Annotated in this window: 21 protein-coding genes, 1 tRNA gene and 1 pseudogene; 11 read left to right on the plus strand and 12 right to left on the minus strand. The window is 52.6% G+C overall.

Annotated elements, in window-relative coordinates:
* From B5F75_RS07010 to B5F75_RS07050, 9 genes are all read left to right on the plus strand, one after another.
* Positions 1-108, plus strand: a 108-nt coding sequence (locus tag B5F75_RS07010) for an EF-Tu C-terminal domain-related protein (protein WP_204201219.1), incomplete at its 5' end; no start/stop codon positions are given.
* A gap of 107 nt (positions 109-215) precedes the next feature.
* Positions 216-374 carry a 50S ribosomal protein L33 gene (gene rpmG, locus B5F75_RS07015; protein WP_087289377.1) on the plus strand — a complete coding sequence of 53 codons (159 nt, stop codon included), beginning with the start codon at positions 216-218 and terminating at the stop codon, positions 372-374.
* 9 nt (positions 375-383) lie between these two features.
* Positions 384-458: transfer RNA gene (locus B5F75_RS07020), tRNA-Trp, on the plus strand.
* A 30-nt stretch (positions 459-488) separates the two neighbouring features.
* Positions 489-677, plus strand: coding sequence for a preprotein translocase subunit SecE (secE, locus tag B5F75_RS07025; protein ID WP_087289379.1), 189 nt, complete (start codon positions 489-491; stop codon positions 675-677).
* On the plus strand, positions 677-1,210 hold the full coding sequence (gene nusG, locus B5F75_RS07030; RefSeq protein WP_087289381.1) for a transcription termination/antitermination protein NusG: 534 nt from the start codon (positions 677-679) through the stop codon (positions 1,208-1,210). Before secE ends, nusG begins: the two co-directional genes overlap by 1 nt.
* A 44-nt stretch (positions 1,211-1,254) precedes the next feature.
* A complete protein-coding gene (gene rplK / locus B5F75_RS07035) occupies positions 1,255-1,689 on the plus strand; it encodes a 50S ribosomal protein L11 (protein ID WP_087289383.1) in 435 nt (144 codons plus the stop codon).
* A gap of 53 nt (positions 1,690-1,742) precedes the next feature.
* On the plus strand, positions 1,743-2,417 hold the full coding sequence (gene rplA / locus B5F75_RS07040; protein ID WP_087289385.1) for a 50S ribosomal protein L1: 675 nt from the start codon (positions 1,743-1,745) through the stop codon (positions 2,415-2,417).
* 138 nt (positions 2,418-2,555) lie between these two features.
* On the plus strand, positions 2,556-3,674 hold the full coding sequence (locus B5F75_RS07045; RefSeq protein ID WP_087289387.1) for a hypothetical protein: 1,119 nt from the start codon (positions 2,556-2,558) through the stop codon (positions 3,672-3,674).
* A gap of 34 nt (positions 3,675-3,708) precedes the next feature.
* The gene (locus B5F75_RS07050; RefSeq protein WP_087289388.1) at positions 3,709-4,707 is read left to right on the plus strand and encodes a trypsin-like serine protease; all 999 of its coding nucleotides are present in this window, start codon (positions 3,709-3,711) and stop codon (positions 4,705-4,707) included.
* Positions 4,708-4,748: 41 nt separating this feature from the next.
* On the opposite strand, the gene obgE is transcribed toward B5F75_RS07050, so the two are convergent.
* The 4 genes and pseudogenes from obgE to rplU all read right to left on the minus strand — a co-directional run bounded on the left by obgE (position 4,749) and on the right by rplU (position 7,130).
* Positions 4,749-6,128 carry a GTPase ObgE gene (gene obgE, locus B5F75_RS07055; RefSeq protein WP_087289390.1) on the minus strand — a complete coding sequence of 460 codons (1,380 nt, stop codon included), beginning with the start codon at positions 6,126-6,128 and terminating at the stop codon, positions 4,749-4,751.
* A 42-nt stretch (positions 6,129-6,170) separates the two neighbouring features.
* Complete coding sequence (locus tag B5F75_RS07405) at positions 6,171-6,329, minus strand: hypothetical protein (protein WP_158093809.1); 159 nt, start codon at positions 6,327-6,329, stop codon at positions 6,171-6,173.
* 215 nt (positions 6,330-6,544) lie between these two features.
* Positions 6,545-6,802: pseudogene (gene rpmA, locus B5F75_RS07060) on the minus strand (50S ribosomal protein L27); the annotation flags it as partial.
* A 16-nt stretch (positions 6,803-6,818) separates the two neighbouring features.
* Positions 6,819-7,130: a 50S ribosomal protein L21 gene (gene rplU / locus B5F75_RS07065; protein WP_087289442.1), complete on the minus strand. Its 312-nt coding sequence runs from the start codon at positions 7,128-7,130 to the stop codon at positions 6,819-6,821.
* Positions 7,131-7,363: 233 nt separating this feature from the next.
* Between rplU and dnaJ the strand changes: the two genes are divergently transcribed.
* Positions 7,364-8,476 (plus strand): molecular chaperone DnaJ, encoded by a 1,113-nt coding sequence (gene dnaJ, locus B5F75_RS07070; protein ID WP_204201218.1) that lies wholly within the window; start codon positions 7,364-7,366, stop codon positions 8,474-8,476.
* Positions 8,477-8,539: 63 nt separating this feature from the next.
* Here dnaJ and mnmA read toward each other — a convergent pair whose 3' ends face one another.
* The 4 genes from mnmA to B5F75_RS07090 form a co-directional block, all read right to left on the minus strand.
* The gene (gene mnmA, locus B5F75_RS07075) at positions 8,540-9,622 is read right to left on the minus strand and encodes a tRNA 2-thiouridine(34) synthase MnmA (protein ID WP_087289396.1); all 1,083 of its coding nucleotides are present in this window, start codon (positions 9,620-9,622) and stop codon (positions 8,540-8,542) included.
* Between the two features lie 118 nt (positions 9,623-9,740).
* Positions 9,741-10,937: an HD domain-containing phosphohydrolase gene (locus tag B5F75_RS07080; protein WP_087289398.1), complete on the minus strand. Its 1,197-nt coding sequence runs from the start codon at positions 10,935-10,937 to the stop codon at positions 9,741-9,743.
* A gap of 4 nt (positions 10,938-10,941) precedes the next feature.
* Positions 10,942-12,246: a 4Fe-4S dicluster domain-containing protein gene (locus B5F75_RS07085; protein ID WP_087289400.1), complete on the minus strand. Its 1,305-nt coding sequence runs from the start codon at positions 12,244-12,246 to the stop codon at positions 10,942-10,944.
* The gene (locus B5F75_RS07090; protein WP_087289402.1) at positions 12,239-14,233 is read right to left on the minus strand and encodes an FAD-binding oxidoreductase; all 1,995 of its coding nucleotides are present in this window, start codon (positions 14,231-14,233) and stop codon (positions 12,239-12,241) included. Before B5F75_RS07090 ends, B5F75_RS07085 begins: the two co-directional genes overlap by 8 nt.
* A 75-nt stretch (positions 14,234-14,308) precedes the next feature.
* Between B5F75_RS07090 and B5F75_RS07095 the strand changes: the two genes are divergently transcribed.
* Positions 14,309-15,100, plus strand: a complete 792-nt coding sequence (locus B5F75_RS07095; RefSeq protein ID WP_087289404.1) for a metallophosphoesterase — start codon at positions 14,309-14,311, stop codon at positions 15,098-15,100.
* A gap of 66 nt (positions 15,101-15,166) precedes the next feature.
* Here the strand turns inward: B5F75_RS07095 and ybeY are convergent, their stop codons facing one another.
* The 4 genes from ybeY to thyX are packed head-to-tail and all read right to left on the minus strand — an operon-like array spanning position 15,167 to position 18,447.
* Positions 15,167-15,607, minus strand: coding sequence for an rRNA maturation RNase YbeY (gene ybeY / locus B5F75_RS07100; protein WP_158093810.1), 441 nt, complete (start codon positions 15,605-15,607; stop codon positions 15,167-15,169).
* On the minus strand, positions 15,604-16,548 hold the full coding sequence (locus B5F75_RS07105; protein WP_087289409.1) for a PhoH family protein: 945 nt from the start codon (positions 16,546-16,548) through the stop codon (positions 15,604-15,606). Before B5F75_RS07105 ends, ybeY begins: the two co-directional genes overlap by 4 nt.
* Before the next feature lie 37 nt (positions 16,549-16,585).
* Positions 16,586-17,794 (minus strand): glucose-1-phosphate adenylyltransferase, encoded by a 1,209-nt coding sequence (gene glgC, locus B5F75_RS07110; protein ID WP_087289411.1) that lies wholly within the window; start codon positions 17,792-17,794, stop codon positions 16,586-16,588.
* A gap of 23 nt (positions 17,795-17,817) precedes the next feature.
* On the minus strand, positions 17,818-18,447 hold the full coding sequence (thyX, locus tag B5F75_RS07115) for an FAD-dependent thymidylate synthase (RefSeq protein ID WP_425130004.1): 630 nt from the start codon (positions 18,445-18,447) through the stop codon (positions 17,818-17,820).
* Positions 18,448-18,464: the final 17 nt, after the last annotated feature.

The raw sequence follows: 18,464 nt of genomic DNA on the forward strand, positions 1-18,464 counted from the left end.
GAAGTGAAGTTGATTACGCCTGTAGCCATGGAAGAAGGGTTGCGCTTCGCTATCCGCGAAGGCGGCCATACGGTAGGCGCCGGCGTAGTAACCAAAATTATTGAGTAGTAAAATTGTTTAGTTCACTGTGGCGGGGGCATCTCACCCATGCCCCCGCAAATAATCGTGAACGAGCGAAACTTTGAGGGATTTCCCTCCATTTAAGGATACGAAAGATGGCAAGTGAAAGATTAACGATCGCGCTGATTTGCACCGAATGCAAAAACAAAAACTACTATCAAGTGCGCGGCAAAAAGAAAGAATACAAATTGGAGCTCAACAAGTTCTGCAAAAAATGCGGCAAGAGCACCAAACACAAAGAAGGCAAAGCCTAAGATTTTTGTGGGAGCGTCGGTTAACTGGTAAACCACCGGTCTCCAAAACCGGGACTGAAGGTTCGAGTCCTTCCGCTCCTGCCAGGTTTTATACCAAGGAAAACGGATATTTCTATGAACAAAGCAATTGATTTTCTGAAGCAATCTGTCGGCGAGCTGAAAAAATCCACGTGGCTCTCCCGGCAGGAAGTGGTTCAGTCCACCATCTTGGTAGCGATTGTTGTGGCGTTGGTGTCGGCGTATGTCAGCGTCATTGACTTTGGGCTGACCAAAGTGCTCGGATTCGTAGTTGGGGGCCGCTAATGTCTGAAGAAAAAGCTTGGTACGTCGTGCATACCCAAACGGGGCACGAGGATAAAGTAAGAGAAAAAATTCTGCTTAACATCGAAATCCAAAATTTCGGTGATCGTGTTTTTCAAGTATTGGTTCCCACCGAAGAAGTCGTTGAAGTCAAACAAAACAAGAAAATTTTGCGCAAACGGAAGTTTTTCCCTGGCTATGTGCTGGTGCAGATGAAAATGACCAGCGAAGCGTATTGGTTTATTAAAAGCATTACGGGCGTAACCGGCTTTTTGGGCGATCCCAACCCGGTGCCGCTGCCGGAAGAAGAAATTGCCGGCATCGTAGAACTGACGGACAACACCTCCGGCAAACCCAAACACGTGGTGGAGTTTGAACGCGGCGAAAGCGTACGCATTACCGAAGGCCCGTTCAAACACTTTATTGGTGTAGTGGAAGACGTCAACGAGCAGAAGAACAAACTGAAGGTGATGGTAACGGTCTTTGACCGCGCCACCCCGGTGGAAGTGGACTTCCTGCAAGTGGAAAAGAACTAGATTTTACCGCAGTAAAGCAGTAAAAAATATGGAGTAACGACAAAATGGCAAAAGAGAAAAAAATTAAAGGTTACATCAAGCTGCAGATTCCCGCTGGCGCTGCCAACCCGGCCCCGCCTGTGGGCCCGGCTTTGGGCCAGCATGGTGTAAACATCATGGAATTCTGCAAACAATTCAACGCCAAGACGGCGAAAATGGAAAAAGGGATCAAGATCCCGGTCATCATTACCGTTTACGAAGACCGCTCTTTCACCTTTATCACCAAGATGCCGCCTATGGCCGTGCTGATTATCAAGGAACTGGGCCTTGCGAAAGGATCCGGTGCTCCGCACAAAGATAAAGTCGGCAAGATCACCCAAGCCCAGTGCGAAAAAATCGCCGCGCAGAAACTGCCCGATTTGAACACGAAAGACATCAAACAGGCGGCCGAGATGGTAAAAGGCACCTGCCGCAGCATGGGTGTGGACGTAGTAAAATAAATTTAAACTGAGGGAGGGCGACAACGCCCGTTACAACCTAAGGAGTATTTCAGATGGGAAAAAGAATGCAAGCCGCTCAAAAAGCTTACGATAAGTCCAAAGTTTACACGTTGGAAGAAGGCGCCAAGATCGTAAAAGAAAACGCCAAAGCCAAATTCGACGAAACCGTTGAAATCCACGTGAAACTGGGCATTGATACCAAAAAAGCCGACCAACAGGTGCGCACCACGGTGGCTTTGCCGCATGGTACGGGTAAAACCAAACGCATCGCGGTCATCGCCAAAGGCGAGCATGTGCAGGAAGCGCAGGCCGCCGGTGCCGACAGAGTGGGCTGTGAAGACATTGTGGACGAAGTCTTGAAAGGCAAAATTGACTTTGACGTGCTCGTGGCCACGCCGGATACGATGAAAGACCTGGCCAAAGCCGCCAAAATCTTGGGCCCGCGCGGACTGATGCCGAACCCGAAAAGCGGTACGGTGACGTTTGACCTGGCCAACACCATCAAAGCCTTGAAAGCCGGACGCATTGAATTCAAAGCCGATGCTTATGGTATCGTGCACGCCATTATTGGCAAAGCGTCTTTTGACGCCGCCAAATTGGTGGAAAACGCAAAAGCCGTTATGGACACTATCCTTCGCGTAAAACCGAGCACCTCGAAAGGGATCTATGTACAGAGCATTTCGTTAAGCTCTACCATGGGCCCGGGTGTATTCGTTACCCATAAATAGTTGTTCTCTTTTGCATAAAAACCCCGCTTTCCGGCGGGGTTTTTTGTTGTATTTTCCTGCAGCTTTTCCGCGTTTTGGGTGCACAAAATCCGCTTGCGGCGCAGCCGGCTTCTTGTTACAATGAAAAGATAGAACCCTATGCGCAAATGGCGGCTTCTTTTTTTCTTTCTCAGTGTAGCCTCGGCCGTTTCCGCCCAGCCGGGCGGCCCGGCCTGGGGCAAACAACTGGTGCGGGTGCTGGGGCCGACGGCCGCCCGGCAGACGGCGGTTGTGCCCGCGCCCAAACTGGAACGAGCCCTTCAAACCCAACTGCTGGCCCATACCCGGTGGAAAAACGCCCTTCCCTTAAAAGCAGATCTCTACTTGCCGGCGCGCAGTATGGCCGTCAAAAGTTCGCCTTCAATCCTTCCCGCCAGCGAGGCGGATGCTTATTTTAATTACATAAACGACCAGTTGGCCGCCGTGTGGCAAAGCGTAACCGAGCGGGATATCGCGCTTTTGCAGCATTATAAGACTGATATTTTAAAATCCCTGCACGTGCGTTTGCCCCGTCAGCCGGTGCAGTATGCCGCGCTGATTCCGCCCCAAGCCAAGTACATTGCCGTGGGGGAAGAACACGGCTTTGCGCCGCTTCGCAAAGCTTTTGAAGAACTGGTGCTGGGCTACCGGCACATGTATCCGGAGCGAAAAATTATTGTGTTAACGGAGTTTGTGTTTGACAGGACGCTTCCGCTGTCTGAAAAAACGGGGGAACCGGTGTCGCTGTTGGGGCTTAAATACCGGCGGGTCAGTGCGGATTTTCGGTTTTTGGAGAAATTTGTCAAACGAGGCATAGACGTCATCGGGCTGGAAGATGAACGCTATTTCCGCAGTCATCAACGGCTCATTACGCCCGTTTTCCGCCAGGTGGAATCGGTGTATGGCATGAAACAGCGCAATGAGCATTGGCGCGAAATTATCGAACAAGTACGCCGCCGGGAGCCGGAGGCCGTGTTTTTTGTCTATACCGGCAATATGCACGTGCATTACCGGGCGCCGTACTCGCTGGCGAGGGCTTCTTCACAGGTGTTTGTTCTTCAATTTTTTGCGGGGGAACTGGGCCGCGATTTGCCTTTCGGGGCCGTTATGCAAAAAGAACCTTTTGCCCGCACGGAAGGCGATGCCCGCTATCCTACCGTTCTCTCCTGGCCGCAGGCCAGCCCGTATCGCATGTTAAGCGGGTTTGACGCGGGGCTTATTTTTCCGGTATCGCAATAGCTTTTAATTTACTATCATAAACAGAAGAACAACTATGTGGAAAACGATTGTACTTTTAACCTGTTTGCTGGGCGCCGCTCCCGTTTGGGGGCAGGTGAGCGTGATTTCGGTTACGGATGAAGATAGACATACCCGCAAAGAGGACTTTTATCATACCTTTGAGTATTATATTACGCCCACGGGGGAAAAAGCGGCTTCCGTCAGCAAATGCCAAGCCACCCGCATCGGGCGCCGCTGGTTTGCCACGGCGGCCCACTGCGTACAGCAGAACTGCCAAAACGGGTGTCTGATTCAAATGGATTTACTGGAACAGCCCGTTTCGGCCCTGGCCCGCGTGACGCACTCCGCCAAGAAACCGGCCGTGTTTGTGCATCCGGACTTTTCCCCGCAGAAAATAGTCAAAAACGATTTTGCCCTCATCCGCTTGGATTTAGACCGCGCTCCGATTACTTATTACCGCCGCGCCGGCGGAAAACAAAAAAACAACCTTGCCCTTACCCGGGCGCAGTTTGATGCGTTTTTGCGGCAAAACCTGCAGGCTTCGCGCCAATACCGGCGCATTGTAAGCCCGGAGTTTCCGCCCCTTGTGTTGTTTGACGACGGTAATTATGTAATTGACCGGGATCTGTCGGTCATTTCCATTTTTGGCGGAAAGCGGGAAATCAAGCCCGATCCTTACCCGGTGTATTACGTCAAAGCGCTGGGATTTGCCTATACGCATAATTTCGGTATCCGCAAAGGGATGAGCGGGTCTGGCGTGATGAGCAACACCGGGGAGCTGGTGGGCATTATTTCGGCCAATTTAACTTCTGTCCGCGGGGTGGGCAATAAAGCCGCGCGGAAGGAAGAGTATTTTATGTTCCCGGTGTTTAATGCGGAAATTGCTTCTTTTATGGAAAGCGTAATGGGCAGCGATTATTATAAATTGGATTGGAAGGATGCCTTTCCTGATTTTGTCCGCAAATCCCAGCGGGATTTTTCACCCGTGGTACAGGCCGTAGAGTGGGTGGATACCCATACGGGGGCCCGTTAACGTAAAAAAGGCGCTTTGAAAAGCGCCTTTTTGAATAGCTTTTATTTCAGTTTGGCCTGGCGCCGCGCCCGGCGTTTTTCCAGACGCTCCTGCTTGGTTTCGCGCCGTTTATACCCGGCGTGTTCGGGTGCGGTGGGGGCTTCGTTGTCAAAATCCCCGTTCCATTCAAATTCCCGCCCGCCTACGACCAAGGTGTCTCCGTCTTGCACGCCAAATTTAAGGAGTGCCTTTTCCAGACCAATTTTCTTAAAAATCCCGCGCAGCCGGGCCACGGCTTCGGGCTGGTTGAAATTGGTCATGGCGATAAATTCCACCACTTTTTTGCCGGTAATGTGGATGACCTCTTCTTCATCGCGGGAGATGGAAAAAATGGGTTCCACCTTGTGCACCGCCGCCGTTTGTTCTGGCTCCAGCGGCATTTCCACCGGGGTAGAAGCCAAAATTTTTACCACTTCGTCCAGTACCGCGTTTACGCCTTCGCCCGTCGCGGCGGACATCAGCATTACTTTGTGCTTTTTAAATTTCTTTTTCAGCGTTTCATACGCTTTTTGGGCGGAAGGCAAATCCATTTTGTTGACCACGATAATGCGCGGTTTTTCAAACAATTTTTTGTCAAACGTTTTCAGTTCGTTTTCAATTACTTTGACGGACTTCTCCGCATTCATTCCGTCAAATCCTTCCGGATCCACCAGGTGCAGCAGCACGCGGGTGCGCTCAATGTGTTTTAAAAATTGGTATCCTAACCCCTTTCCTTCGCTGGCGCCTTCAATAATGCCGGGAATATCGGCCGTGGCAAAGCTGACGTTTTTGTGAAGCGTAATGCCCAGGTTGGGGTTCAGCGTCGTGAACGGATAATCCGCAATGCGCGGGCGCGCGGCGGAAATGCGGCTTAAGAAAGTGCTTTTGCCCGCGTTGGGGAAGCCGACCAGTCCCAAGTCCGCCAATACTTTTAATTCCAAAATAAGGGTTACTTCTTCGCCGGGCTGTCCGTTTTCGGCAATGTGCGGGGCGGTGTTGTTGCGCGTTTTAAACGATTGGTTCCCGCGGCCGCCCATGCCGCCTTTGGCAACGGTAAATTCTTGGCCGGGCTTGGTCAGATCGGCTAAGATATGGCCGTCCTGTTTGACGATCGTCCCGCAGGGAACAAGCACAATGCGGTCTTCTCCGGCGCGGCCGGTTTTGTTGTAGGTGCCGCCCTTTTCGCCGTTTTGGGCTTCAATGTGCGGGTTGTAGGCCAGCTCCAGGAGCGTGGTTAAATTGGGTTCGGCGCGCAGGATCACGTCGCCGCCTTTGCCGCCGCAGCCGCCGTTGGGGCCGCCGAATTCAATAAATTTTTCGCGGCGGAAAGATAAACAGCCGTCGCCGCCTTTGCCGGCGGTAACGTAGATTTTAACACGGTCTAAAAAACTTCCCGATTGCATAGTTCCTCTTTCGCCGCGCTTATTTGTTGCGGCGGATAAAAATTAAATGGTTTCGTCCTGCATCAGCGCTTGCGCCAATAACTTTTTGGATAACGTGCGCTTGGCTTTTTGGCGCGCGCGTTTTACTTTGGCGCGGGTCGGCGTTTTGGCGCAGGGGTAAGCCCATTCGTCTTGGCTTACGTGTAATTCGTCTTTCTTCATAAATTGTACCAAACAATAAAAATTTTGCGTCGGTCTGCCATAAAAAAAGCGGCAGGATTTGTTCCTGCCGCTTTTTTAAACTGTGAAGCTTATTTGTCCGCTTCGGCCTTTTTGGCTTTGGCGGGCGCCTTTTTGGCGGCCGGTTTTTTGGCAGCCGGTTTGGCGGTTTTGGCAGCTGCTTTTTTGGCAGGAGCCTTGGCTTCTTCTTTGGTTTCCGCAACTTTCGGGTACACGGAAATCTGCTTTTTGCCTCTCTTCACCCATTCAAAGGTTACAATGCCGGCGACGCGGGCAAAAAGGCTGTCATCGCTGCTTCTGGAAACGTTGGTACCGGGCAAGAATTTGGTACCGCGTTGGCGCACGATGATTTCCCCAGCGTTTACAAACTGGGAGCCGTAGCGTTTAATACCTAAACGCTGGCCGTGGCTGTCTCTTCCGTTGGAGGAAGAACCTTGTGCTTTTGTATGTGCCATAGTTTAGTCTCCCAATTTATGCTAACTGGATATCCGTGATTTTAATTTGCGTTAAATCCTGTCTGTGGCCGATGGTTCTTTCGTAACCTTTTTTCGGTCTTTTCTTAAAAACGAGGATTTTCGGACCTCTCAAATGTTTGACCACTTGAGCGGTGACCTTGGCCGTGTTACCGGCTTTGGCATCTGCCGAGGTACCTTCTTCGTCGGCGGCCCAGAGCACTTTGAGTTCCACGCTCTCGCCCGCTTTCGCGTCCAGTTTTTCAACCTGCAGATCTTGACCGGGTTTTACCCAGTACTGTTTTCCACCAGTTTCAATAATTGCGTACATAAGTTTATTATACCAAATAAAGAGACAACACCCCACGCCCTCGCCTTTTGGGCCGGGCGGAAGAGGGTTGCTCTCCCTTAATTTGTATATATATTATAACATAATTCGCTCCGTTTGGCTGCAAAACGGCAGGCATACGGGAAACGGAGCCGTTTCAAAAGGAGCAGTCGTGCAGGGAGAGTGTAAATTTAATAAAATATAAAAAAGAGATTTTACAGCAAAGCTGCAGGATTATGCCTACTAAAATGAAAGAAGATTATTATCAGATACTTGGTGTAGAACGTACGGCGTCGGAAGTGGAAATCAAATCCGCTTTCCGCCGGCAGGCGATGAAATACCACCCCGACCGCAACCCTGGCAACAAAGAAGCCGAAGAACAATTTAAAAAAGTAAACGAGGCTTTTTCCGTACTGTCCGACCCGCAGAAAAAACGGATGTACGACCAATACGGGCACGAAGGCGTTTCGGGCGCGGGCGGATTTGGCGGGTTTAACGCCGGCGGATTTGGAGACATCAACGATATTTTCGGTTCCGTTTTCGGCGATATTTTTGGCGGTGGTTTCGGCGGCGCCAGACGGCAAAGCCCCCGGCCGCAGCGCGGGGAAGATTTAAAGCTGGACGTTACGCTTACGCTGGAAGAAGCGTTTATGGGCAAAGAAGTGCCGGTGGACTACACCCGCATGGACAATTGCTCCGCGTGCGACGGCACCGGTGCCGCGCCCGGCAGTGCGCGCAAAACCTGCCGCTCCTGCAACGGAACGGGAACGGTTACCTATTCCCAGGGATTTTTCAGCATGCGACAAGTATGCCCCGACTGCGGCGGCAAAGGAACTGTGGTGGAAAAACCCTGCCCCGAATGCCGCGGAAGCGGTACAAAACGCGTGAAAGAAAAAATTACCGTTAAAATTCCGTCCGGGGTGCGCTCGGGTGTTACGCTGCGCGTTTCCAACGGGGGCGATATCGGCACCAACGGCGGCGGCTTTGGCGATTTGTATGTAGAAGTGCACGTCAAAGAGCACAAAATTTTCAAACGCCAGGGGGATGATTTGGTAATTGACGCCCAAATCACCTATCCGCAGGCGGTGCTCGGCGGCAGCATTAAGGTTCCCACCATTGAAGGAAAAGAAGTGGAATTGACGATTCCGAAAGGCACGCAATTCGGTTCCACGCTTAAACTGCAGGGGAACGGCATGCCGCGCCTGGGCAAGAAAGGATTTGGGGACTTGCTGGTAAACATTAAAATTGAAGTTCCCAAAAAACCGACGCCCCGCCAGAAGGAACTCTTGGAAGAGCTGGCCAAAGAAACGGGCGGCAAGAAAAGTTTCTTTCAGGAACTGTTTTCTTAGTAAAAAGCGCAACACAAAAAACGGACGGCAAAAAGCCGTCCGTTTTTTTAGAATCTGTTTGGCTTATTTGATAATGCCTCCGCCCAGGACAACATCCCCGTCGGCATACAGCACGGCCGACTGCCCCGCCGTAACCGAAAGCTGCGGCTCGGCAAATTGCGCCGTAAAAGATCCGTCCCCCAGCACGTGCACCCGCGCCCGAGCGGGAACGTGCAAATTGCGGATTTTAATTTCGCACGAAAAATTTTCCGCCGGCACTTCCCCCGCCACCCAGCTGACGTGGTCTGCCTGCAGCGTGCTTGTGTACAAAGCCTCTTTCGGCCCGATGACCACTTGGTTTTTGGGGGCGTCAATGCGTACCACATACATGGGCGTTTTAAATCCGCTTACGCCCAATCCTTTTCGCTTGCCGATCGTATAGCCCCAAATGCCGTTGTGGCGGGCCACTTTTTTGCCGTCCAGGGTAACAATGTCGCCCGGTTTATTGGGGAAGTTCAGCAAGTCGTTGTAATTGCCGCAATAAAAATCCTGGCTGTCTTCTTTATCGGCCACGGCCAGCCCCGCTTGGCGGGCCACTTCGCGGATTTCGGGCTTTGTTTTTTCGCCCAGCGGGAACAACACGCGGGACAGTTGCTCCTGCGTCAGGCGGTGCAGAAAGTAGCTTTGGTCGCGCGATAAATCTTTGGCTCTTTTAAGCACGTATTTGCCGGCGGCGGGATCGTATTCCACGCGGGCGTAATGGCCGGTGGCAAATTTATCAAACGCAATGCCCTGCGCCTTGGCGGCGGCCGGCAGTACGCCGAATTTAATTAAACTGTTGCACCACACGCACGGATTGGGGGTGCGCCCGCAGGCGTATTCCTGGCGGAAATTATCCAGTACCGTTTGGCGGTATTGTTGGCGGCAGTCCACCGCTAAAAATTCAATATCCAGCTTTTTGGCCAAATTTTCTATTTCGCTGATGTCTTCCTTTTCGGGAGAAAGGCAGGCGTTTTTTTGGTAAGGCCCGTTAGGAACCGGCAGGGAAGGATCCCAAATCAGCATGGTCGCGCCGATGACGCGGTAGCCTTGTTGTTTAAGCAGTACGGCCGCGGCGGCGGAGTCCACCCCGCCCGAAAGGCCGATGAGTATTGTCTCTTTTTCCATCAGAAACCTCGTAAAAGAAAATTGTACTTAAGGTTGAAAGCCAAAAGGACACTATATTGTAGTATTTTCGGCAGCGGAGCGGAACGGCAGAAAAAACCCCGCTGCAGCGTGCGGGGCATTAAAATAATTTCTTTTTTTCGCCGGCTGGCACATCGGCCGTTTGCGGCTTAGGCTGGTTGACCGAAATGTTGGCGTAGAGCTTGCGCACGGAAGGATAAATCTTTTTAAACGCCGCCACGACGTGCGGGTCAAACGATTTGCCGGACTCGCCTAAAATATAGGCGTAGGCTTCGTCCGTGGGCCAGGCTTTTTTGTACACGCGGAAGACGCACAGCGCGTCAAACACGTCCGCCACCGTAATGATGCGCGCCTCTATCGGAATTTCTTCTCCTTTAAGCCCTTTGGGGTAGCCGGAGCCGTTCCATTTTTCGTGGTGGTAGCAGGCCATTTTGTGCGCGATTTTTAATACTTTAGAATGCGCCCCTTCCAAAATGCGTCCGCCGTAAATGGTGTGGGATTTCATAATTTCAAATTCTTCCGGCGTCAGCTTGCCCGGTTTAAGCAGGATGTTGTCCGCCAGCGCCACTTTGCCGATATCGTGCAACGGGCTGGCGTTTTTAATAAGTTCGGAATCTTTTTTGCTCATGCCCAGCGCCAAGGCCAGCAAGTAGGAAATAATGCTGATGTTTTTTAAATGGGCGCGGGTGTCTTGCTGGTCGCGGTATTCGGCCGTAACGGCCAGGCGGTAAATCGTTTCCAGCTGGGCAACGTGTACGTCTTGGTAAAGCTTGGCAATTTCAATGGCGCTGCCGGCAAATGTGGCCAGCAAAAGCAAAATGCCTTCGTCTTTTTTGTCAAAGGCGGTGCCGTCTGATTTATTAGCCACTTGGAAAACGCCCAACACTTTGCCGGAATTGTTTTTAAGCGGAATAGCCAGCATGGAATGGGTGCGGAAATCCGTAACCATATCCACGTCCATGGAAAAGCGGGGGTCTTCGTAGGCGTTGGGGAGGTTGATGGTTTCGCCCGTGCGGGCCACCAGCGAAATTACGCCGTTGCCGTTAAGCGGCACGCGGATTTCGGTATGTTCCAAGCCGCGGCCTTGGGCAATTTTAGACCAGAGTTCGTTTTTTTCTACGTCTTTTAAATAAATGGTGCACCGGCCGACATCCAGCATTTTGGTAATTTGTTGGCCGATAATGTCTAGCAATTTATCCAAGCGCAATTCACACGAAATACGCGCCCCAAACTCTACCAGCAAGTTTAGCTTTTCTTCGGCAGAAAGCTTGCTGTTTTCCGGCTTGAAAGATTGCATAGCCTCACCCGTTTAAGCGTACTAAGTGGTCTGCCTGGGCGTGCGGGTAAAAACGTTTTAAATAAAACCCCAGCTCCAAGGCAGACAGCCCTGACAAAGTAAACACAGTCCCTGTCTGTGTTCGGGCGATGCTCCGCACGGCCTGCATACAAATGGGCTCCGCCCAATCAGGCCGCACGAAACTATAACCGAACGCGGGCGTGTCCGCGTCCTTATACCAACACTCTACAAAATTTTTCTTAAATTGTGTCTTTAATATTTTTTGCGCCCGGTCAAACACTTCTCCCTCTCGGGAAAACAAGGCGGAATAATCCAGCCGCACGTTTTTTTGTTCCGCTTTTTGCGGGCGCGGTTTTAAAATGTCGGTTACAAAACACACGCACGCCGCAAACCGCCGGGCTTGCTTTTGCAAGGAGGGCCAGCGGTCAAATAATTGCGGGGCGCTGCGGAAAAACAGGTACACGTCAATGCTGTCCGTCAGTACGGGCAGGCGGCCGCCGGCGGTGTGTTGGTGGCGGCGGATCAGCCGGCGCAGCAAGCGGCGGCTTTGGCGCAGGTCGCCATACACATATTCAAACAGGCCGCTGGGGGCGTTCCAAACTAAAACCGAATGTTTTTGGGCGGCTTGCGCCAGCACCGAGGCGCCCAAATCGGGCATCAGCCATTGGGCTTCCAAAGAAGGCAGGTAAATAAGCGTAGGGTTTTGGACGGGGGAAAGCGTCTGTTGCAAAAGTTGTTTGCGTTCTTTTTCGTGCAAGGCGCGGGGCAGAATATCGTCCGCGTGGCGAATCCAGGACAGAGGCGGCAGCGCTAAAAGCCCGCTCATGCGCATTAGGCGCACCGCGCCCATGCGCCGAAGCACGCGCGCCGTTTGCACGAGAAACGCAAATAATCGGGGCCTGCGTGCGCGGCAGGAGAGTAAAAAGTGCAGTCCGCCCGGCAACCAGCGGCCGCCTAATGCACGGCGCAGTTCCAGCATATGTTGTGCCGTCGGAATTTTGCCGGCGCAGGCTTGCGTACAGCGGCCGCAAAGCAGGCAGCTGGCGGCCAGTTCTTGAAGCAAGGCGCGGTTTTGAGCCACAGTTATTTTGCGCTCCATCAGCAGGCGCACCGCTTGGTTTCGCCCACGCGGGGAAAACGTTTCCTGCGCGCTTAGCAGATACGTAGGGCAAGCCTGCTGGCAGCTGCCGCAGCGGTTGCAAAAGGAAACGGAATCGTACACGCTGCGCTCGCCAAAAGGGGTTTGCAGGGAAGAAAGATGTTTTTTAGGGGCGTTCGGATCTAATTGAGGAACGAAAAAATCAGTCATTTTCTTCTCCTTTTAACGCGGGGAACAAATCATTCGGATCCAGCTGTTTTTTAATCGCCCGCCACAGCGCGTTGGCCGGCGCCTGCACAAACGGAAGCACGGGCACGGAAGCAACCGGCTGGGCAAAAATTTTAAAAGTAAGCCGAGTCACGATGCCCAGCGTGCCCTGCGAGCCTGCAAACAAACGGGTCAAGTGGTAGCCGGCGGCGTTTTTCATGAGTTTGCCGCCGTAGCGCACGAAAGAGCCGTCCGGCAGCAGGGCTTCCAGCCCCAACACATGGGAATAAAAATCCGGCATGCATCCGGAGCAAAACGCGCCCCCCAGCGAGCCTTTGCCGGCGGGAAGCGCGCAAAAAACCTGTTCCTGCTGCAAGGTCTGCACAAGTGCCGCAAGCGGCACGCCCGCCTCGGCGGTAGCCGTGTAGTTGGTTTTATCAATTTCTATCACGCGGGCAAGCGTTTGGGTACTGAGCGTATTTTGGGCGGTTGTTTGCAAACGGGTGTTTTGCCCGATCGGGATGCAGGGCGCCTGGGCCTCTTTGCGGCGCAAAACGGCGGAGGCCAGCGCGGCCATGCGTGCGTCGGGCGCCGCCGCGGGGCGGGCCTTTTCGGCGTAGTTTACCGGAATTAATTTAAGGGGGTTTGCCAGTTGGCGCGGATCCAGCGCTTGCTTGATTTGCCGGAACAAATCCAGGGTGGGCTTATCGTACTGATAAGCCATCACGGCCCGTTTTTCTACGCCCACGCCATGCTCCCCGGACACGGTTCCGCCGCAGTCCACGCACGCCTGCAGAATTTCTTTCAGCGCGCGGGTAACGTGCACAGTTTCGGGCTTGTTGCGCTCGTCAAACACGATTTGCGGGTGAAAATTGCCGTCTCCGGCGTGGAAGAGCAAACTGGCCACAATGTGGTTGTCGTCTAGAATTTGCCGCACTTTTTTTAATGCGCGCGGCAGTTCGCTGCGGGGGACGGTTCCGTCTCCCACCATCACGTTGGGCGCCAGCCGCGCCATCGCCGCGTAAGCCGCCCGGCGGCCAAACCACAGTTTTTGGCGTTCGGCTTCGGTGCGGGCCGGGATAAAATGCTGGGCTTTGTTCTTTAGGCAAATTTCTTCCAGCTCTTTTTCTTCTTTTTCAATTTGAGCCGGTTTGCCGTCCAGCTCCAAAATAAGCAGGGCCTGCGCGTCCAGCGGGTAGCCGGCATGGGCAAATTCTTCCACCGCGCGGGTGGTGATTTGATCCATGGCTTCCACGCAGCGCGGGATAATCCCCCGTGCCACTAAATCGCTGACGGTTTGCACACTGTCTGCCAGTGAGGGGAACGTAACCAAAAAAGTTTTGATGTGTTTGGCGGCCGGCAAAATGCGCACTTGTAGCCGGGTAATAACGCCCAAAGTGCCTTCGCTTCCGGCCAAGAGGCCAATCCAATCCGGCCCGCCTTGCCTGCGGGAAACCGACACGGGCGTTCCGTCCGCAAGCACCACTTCCGCGGCCAGCACATGGTCAATCGTGCCGCCGTATTTCATACAGCGCGCCCCGCTTGCGTTTTGGGCCAAATTGCCGCCCACGGTGCAGACGCGTTCACTGGCGGGATCGGGCGCGTAGAAATAGCCCAGCGGCGCCAAGCGGTCTTGCAGATCCCCGGTAATTACGCCCGGCTGTACCCACGCCCAGCCTTCCCGGGTGTTGATTTGCAGAATATGCTTAAGCGCCGTTAAATTTAAAATGACCCCGCCGTTTAAAGCCGTGCAGCTGCCGGCGTGGTTGGTGGCGCTGGCGCGGGGGACAAACGGAATCTTATATTGATACAGCGTTTTTAAAACGGGGGAAACCATTTCTTCCCGGGTAATGTGGATGACCGCGTCCGGCCGGGTGCGCGAAAGGGAACAGTCGTACGCGTAGAGCGAGAGAGACAGTTCATCCGTCAACACATTTTCAGCTCCGGCAATGTGCCTCAGCCGTTTAAGCGCGGTGGGTGGTATTTTCATAAGCAGAACGGGTGCGTTGCCCGCGTACGTTTTTTGTATACTATTATTATATTATTTGTAGAAGGCGCTACACCAATGGAAACCCAAAAGACTCCAAAGCAAGTAATTGTGATGGGAGATGTGCACGGGCAGTTTGATCCGTTTGTAAAACTGCTGCGCCATGCCGGGCTGGTGGATGACCAGCTAAACTGGAGCGGCGGGCACAACCGCTTGGTGCAGATGGGGGATATTTTTGACCGGGGGCCGGCTTCGCGCAAGGTGGATGATTTGCTGGACCGGATTCAAAAGCAGGCGGCACAAACGCAAGGCGAAGTAATCCGCCTGGTGGGGAACCACGAGCTGGAGCCGCTTCTTTCCAACTTTGTCATTTCCGGCTTTAGCAAAGAAGAAGCCAAACTGATTCACGACAAGCTGACGCGCCAAGTTTTAAACGGCGAATTGAAAGCCGCCTATGCCTATAAAGGCATTTTGTTTACGCACGCCGGCGTTACGCGCAAGTTATACAAAATTTTCCAAATGCAGTTAGACGACCCCAACGCCGCCAACATCGCCGCGATGATTAACTTGATTTTCCGCGAATCCATTAAACACGAATTTTACAAACACCCCATTTTTAACATCAGCATCAGCCGCAAAGGGGCCGACCGTTTCGGCGGTATTTTCTGGGAAGATTTGGAAGACTTGGCTTCTTCATACCCCAAAAGCCCGTTGGTGCAGGTGGTGGGGCATACGCAGGTGAGCCGCATTATTTTGGACAAGACCGCCAACATTATTCCCGTGGATGTGGGCATGCACCGCAAACTGCAGTATTTGATTGTGGATGAAGAAGGCGCTCCGCATATTATAGACGTGCCGGAAGATAAATAAGCTAGCGAACCATTTGAATAAAAAAAGGAACGCATCAGGCGTTCCTTTTTTATAAATGAAGTTTTGTTAATCCAGTACGGAAGCGATGATTTTTTCCGCCTGCCTGTCCATTTCCGCACGGTCTTTGGGGTCGTGATCGTCCATGCCGGACAAATGCAGCGCCCCGTGCGTAACGTACATCAGCATTTCCTGCAAAATGGTGTGGCCGAACAGCTTGGCGTTTTTGCGCGCGACCGGATAGCAGACGAAAATATCGCCAAACCCCCACGGCTCGCCCGTATCAAAGGGGGGCTTTTCGTTGTTAAAAGAAATGACGTCGGTGACGTAATGGTGGTCTAAAAATTCCACATTTACGCGGCGGATTTCTTTCTCGTCTACAAAAATCACATTTACTTCAATGTTTTGGCGGGCAAAATGCTTGAGCCCTTTCTGCAGGGCGGCTTTAAATAAACCCGTGCGGCGCAGGTACTTTGGAACATCGGTTTTATAAAAAATATGAGCAATCATTTGGTTTTCCCCGTATGTTTTTTCTCCCATTTGTCGTAGGCGGCTACAATGTCTTTGACTAACGGGTGGCGCACGACGTCTTCCCCGGTAAATTGGATAAACGCTACGTTCTTTAGCTTTCCCAGCACTTCACTGGCTTGCAGCAGGCCGCTTTCTTTTTTATTGGGCAAATCAATCTGGGACAAGTCGCCGTTTACAATCATTTTGGAGCCGATGCCCATACGCGTTAAAAACATTTTCATCTGTGCGGGCAGGGTGTTTTGGGCTTCGTCCAAAATAATAAAAGCTTTTTCCAGCGTGCGTCCGCGCATGTACGCCAGCGGCACGATTTCCAGAATGTTATTGTACTTGAGGGAATTAAAACGCTCCATGCCCAGCATGGCGTAAAACGCGTCGTAAATCGGCCGCAGATACGGATCCACTTTTTCTTCTATATCGCCGGGCAGGAACCCCAGCTTTTCGCCGGCCTCCACGATGGGGCGGGTGACCACGATGCGTTCCGTCAGCCCCAGCTCCAGCGCGCGCAGCGCGCACGCACAGGCCAGAAACGTTTTGCCCGTTCCGGCCGGGCCGGACGAAATAACCAAGTCGTTGGCGAAGACGGCTTCAATATATTTTTTTTGGTTTTCGCTGCGGGCTTCCACGGGGCGGGCGTGCTCCGGGCGGAAGACGACGTTGTTGGCAAACGGAACGGTGTCTTTTACCAAATCCAGCGGGCGTTTTTCGGCGTTTAGGGCCAGGTCTTTTTGCAGTTTGGCCAGGGCCTTGTCCACGCGGGAGTTGGTGCCTTTAACGGACAGCAAGGCCCCGTCGCCGTCTTCGTCATATTTGACGAAGACCGTTACTTTAAAGTTTTTTTCCAAAGCGCGCAGTTTGCGGTCTTGAATGCCCAGCGCAATTAAAATTTCTTCCTGATTTTTTAGTTTTAGCGTTTTAATCATATCCAAAAAAAGCGCGGCGTTTGGGCCGCGCTTTGGGTTAGAATTTGCTCTTGCCGCGCGGAATGACCACAATGCCCGACGGGTCAATGTAGTATTTCTGCGAGTCGGCCTCCATATTGTGCCCGATGGTTTGCTTGGAGGCGATGGTGTTAAAACGGTCCATAATCACTTTTTTAAGCTTGGCGCCCGGTTTAATTTCGCAGTTGTCCATAATCACGCAGCCTTCCAGTTCGGCGCCTTCGCCAATGATGACGCTGTCGCTGATGACGCAGTTTTTGATTTTGGCCTTCGGGTGGATGATGCACCCGTCCCCGATGATGGAGTTGGTTACTGTGCCGCCCATATATTTGGTGGGCGGAACGCGGTTGAGCGTGGTGCTGATGGGCCATTGGGGATTGTTTAAATCCAGTTTGGGCTTGGGGCCTAAAAGATCCATATTGGTTTGCCAGAAGGATTCAATCGTTCCCACGTCGCGCCAGTAGCCTTGCTCCTCATAGGGCTTGGCGCCGGGGAGCGTTTGGCTTTGAAAGTTATAGGCAAACGTGCGGTGGTCGGTCAAGATTTTGGGAAGGATGTGTTTGCCAAAATCCAGGGCCGGCACATCGCAGAAGCGTTTTTGCAGCACCTGCAGCAATACATCCGTGTTAAAAATATAGTTGCCCATGGAGGCGTACGCCGCTTTGGGGTTGCCCGGAATGCATTTGGGTTGGGCGGGTTTTTCGTCAAATTGGATGATGCGGCCGGTTTCGTCCGTACCCAAGACGCCAAAGGCGGAAGCCTCCGCCAGCGGCACCGTGTTGGCGGCGACGGTTACGTCCGCCTTGTTTTTAAGGTGGAAATCAATCATTTGCCGCACGTCCATGCGGTAAATATGATCCGCCCCGAAAATGGCCACCAAGTCCGGCGCAAAATCTTTTACCAGGTTGATGTTTTGCCGTACCGAATCGGCCGTGCCGCGGTACCAGATTTCCCCCAGGCGCATTTGCGGCGGTACGCAGGTTAAGAAATGATCCGAAATAATACCTTCCGAACGCCAGGTGGTGCGCAAGTATTCAATTAAGCTTTGCGAAAGATACTGCACCAAAACGTAGGAAGAGAAAATGCCGGAGTTGACGAAGTTGGACAATACAAAATCCACGATTCTGTATTTGCCTCCAAACGGCACGGAGGGTTTGGAGCGGTCTTTGGTCAGCGGGTAAAGACGTTCCCCTTTTCCCCCGGCCATAATCATGCCGAGTATTCTCATATGTGTCCCCTTAAGATAAGACTTTATTCGGAGCCTAACGGCAGCTGTTTGTTCAGCGCTTCAAACGCCTCCCACGACCACGGCATTTTTTCCGCTACGATTTTGGCGATTTCGTCTGCATAGACGCGGATTTCTTTTTGCGCGTGCTTGTCGGTGCGCAGGCATAAAAAGTTGAACAGACTGCGTGCGTTCACGCTCCAGTAAAATTGAGTATATTGGCAAACCGGCAGCACGCCGCGCGCCATTTCCCGCGCGACGCCGGCCTCCAGCAGTTTGTGATAGGCCGCGTAGGAAGCTTCCACGCTGTCTTCGTAGATTTTGCGCAGGGCGGCGTTGTCCAGCGCGCTGTCGGCTACGGAGCCTTGTTTGTTTTTGGTGTCCTGTTTGCGGAACTCGGACGGGATGTAAAATTCGTCTTTCACTTCCGTGTAGCGGGCGCTTACTTCGTTGTAAGAACCCCAGCGGTGGCGCATCCACTGGCGCGCCACATAAATCGGGCAGCAAATGTGAAACTGAAAATAGCAATGTTCAAACGGCGTATGGTGGGCGTGTTCCATTAAGTATTTGATTAAGCGTTTGTCCTGCTCCGGCCCTTTGGAAACCGCTCCGAAGGATACGCGGGCCGCCTGCACGGCGCGGTCGTCGCCCCCCATAAAATCTACCAGGCGTA

The organism is Elusimicrobium sp. An273 (assembly GCF_002159705.1).
Classification (GTDB): domain Bacteria; phylum Elusimicrobiota; class Elusimicrobia; order Elusimicrobiales; family Elusimicrobiaceae; genus Avelusimicrobium; species Avelusimicrobium gallicola.

What these genes read in the sequence shown, in the direction of transcription:
- rpmG (WP_087289377.1), top strand. Translation starts at nt 216, where the DNA reads ATGGCAAGTGAAAGATTAACGATCGCGCTGATTTGCACCGAATGCAAA.
- secE (WP_087289379.1), top strand. Translation starts at nt 489, where the DNA reads ATGAACAAAGCAATTGATTTTCTGAAGCAATCTGTCGGCGAGCTGAAA.
- nusG (WP_087289381.1), top strand. Translation starts at nt 677, where the DNA reads ATGTCTGAAGAAAAAGCTTGGTACGTCGTGCATACCCAAACGGGGCAC.
- rplK (WP_087289383.1), top strand. Translation starts at nt 1,255, where the DNA reads ATGGCAAAAGAGAAAAAAATTAAAGGTTACATCAAGCTGCAGATTCCC.
- rplA (WP_087289385.1), top strand. Translation starts at nt 1,743, where the DNA reads ATGGGAAAAAGAATGCAAGCCGCTCAAAAAGCTTACGATAAGTCCAAA.
- B5F75_RS07045 (WP_087289387.1), top strand. Translation starts at nt 2,556, where the DNA reads ATGCGCAAATGGCGGCTTCTTTTTTTCTTTCTCAGTGTAGCCTCGGCC.
- B5F75_RS07050 (WP_087289388.1), top strand. Translation starts at nt 3,709, where the DNA reads ATGTGGAAAACGATTGTACTTTTAACCTGTTTGCTGGGCGCCGCTCCC.
- obgE (WP_087289390.1), bottom strand. Translation starts at nt 6,128, where the DNA reads ATGCAATCGGGAAGTTTTTTAGACCGTGTTAAAATCTACGTTACCGCC.
- B5F75_RS07405 (WP_158093809.1), bottom strand. Translation starts at nt 6,329, where the DNA reads ATGAAGAAAGACGAATTACACGTAAGCCAAGACGAATGGGCTTACCCC.
- rplU (WP_087289442.1), bottom strand. Translation starts at nt 7,130, where the DNA reads ATGTACGCAATTATTGAAACTGGTGGAAAACAGTACTGGGTAAAACCC.
- dnaJ (WP_204201218.1), top strand. Translation starts at nt 7,364, where the DNA reads ATGCCTACTAAAATGAAAGAAGATTATTATCAGATACTTGGTGTAGAA.
- mnmA (WP_087289396.1), bottom strand. Translation starts at nt 9,622, where the DNA reads ATGGAAAAAGAGACAATACTCATCGGCCTTTCGGGCGGGGTGGACTCC.
- B5F75_RS07080 (WP_087289398.1), bottom strand. Translation starts at nt 10,937, where the DNA reads ATGCAATCTTTCAAGCCGGAAAACAGCAAGCTTTCTGCCGAAGAAAAG.
- B5F75_RS07085 (WP_087289400.1), bottom strand. Translation starts at nt 12,246, where the DNA reads ATGACTGATTTTTTCGTTCCTCAATTAGATCCGAACGCCCCTAAAAAA.
- B5F75_RS07090 (WP_087289402.1), bottom strand. Translation starts at nt 14,233, where the DNA reads ATGAAAATACCACCCACCGCGCTTAAACGGCTGAGGCACATTGCCGGA.
- B5F75_RS07095 (WP_087289404.1), top strand. Translation starts at nt 14,309, where the DNA reads ATGGAAACCCAAAAGACTCCAAAGCAAGTAATTGTGATGGGAGATGTG.
- ybeY (WP_158093810.1), bottom strand. Translation starts at nt 15,607, where the DNA reads ATGATTGCTCATATTTTTTATAAAACCGATGTTCCAAAGTACCTGCGC.
- B5F75_RS07105 (WP_087289409.1), bottom strand. Translation starts at nt 16,548, where the DNA reads ATGATTAAAACGCTAAAACTAAAAAATCAGGAAGAAATTTTAATTGCG.
- glgC (WP_087289411.1), bottom strand. Translation starts at nt 17,794, where the DNA reads ATGAGAATACTCGGCATGATTATGGCCGGGGGAAAAGGGGAACGTCTT.
- thyX (WP_425130004.1), bottom strand. Translation starts at nt 18,447, where the DNA reads ATGGGGGGCGACGACCGCGCCGTGCAGGCGGCCCGCGTATCCTTCGGA.